The sequence below is a fragment of the Dellaglioa sp. CoH-57-MRSF-22 genome, from assembly GCF_056781895.1.
Genome location: NZ_JBXAXT010000058.1, coordinates 1 through 546 on the forward strand (window position 1 = coordinate 1; position 546 = coordinate 546).

At 56.2% G+C, this 546-nt stretch carries 1 protein-coding gene; it reads right to left on the reverse strand.

Annotated elements, in window-relative coordinates; genetic code table 11:
• The coding region (locus AC1RPR_RS08120) for a hypothetical protein (protein ID WP_481763456.1) at positions 1 to 484 on the reverse strand (484 nt) is incomplete at its 3' end.
• Positions 485 to 546 lie beyond the last annotated feature (62 nt).

Genomic DNA, 546 nt, shown 5'->3' on the forward strand with positions numbered 1-546 from the left:
GATGGTGAGATGCCGAATCTATGTCCTTCACGATCTGGTCCAGCACGTCTACGAGTGCCTTTCCCTCGGTCATCAGCGTTCGGGCCGTACCCTGCACACGCTCGACCAGTGCTTTCCGCTGTTCGGCACTGCTACCGAATTGCTTCAGCTCCTGTGCATACTCGGTGTAGATGTGGTTGCGTAGCGCGTCGCACGCTTCTTGCAGAAGGTCGAGGTTGACTGTGGCTCGAACTCGAATCTCAACTAGCCGGGCACGCGCGCTCAGGTCGTTGGACGTGGCTTCGAGAAGCGACTTCGGGCTGAACTGCTTACGCCCGTGCAGCGACCGCGATGTGCGGTTGGCCATCAGGCCCATGGCTTCGGCCTGATCACGCTCGATCTTCAGCTTCTCGCGCACGCCCTTGACCACGAGCCGAAACTTCTTGTAGTTAGGGTCTTCTTTGATGTCGGACAAGAATAGTTCGAGATCAGATTCTTCAGCCATTACAAAACTCCCTTTGCGCGCATGCAGTCCTTGAGGATCATACCAAGAACACAAACTGCCAC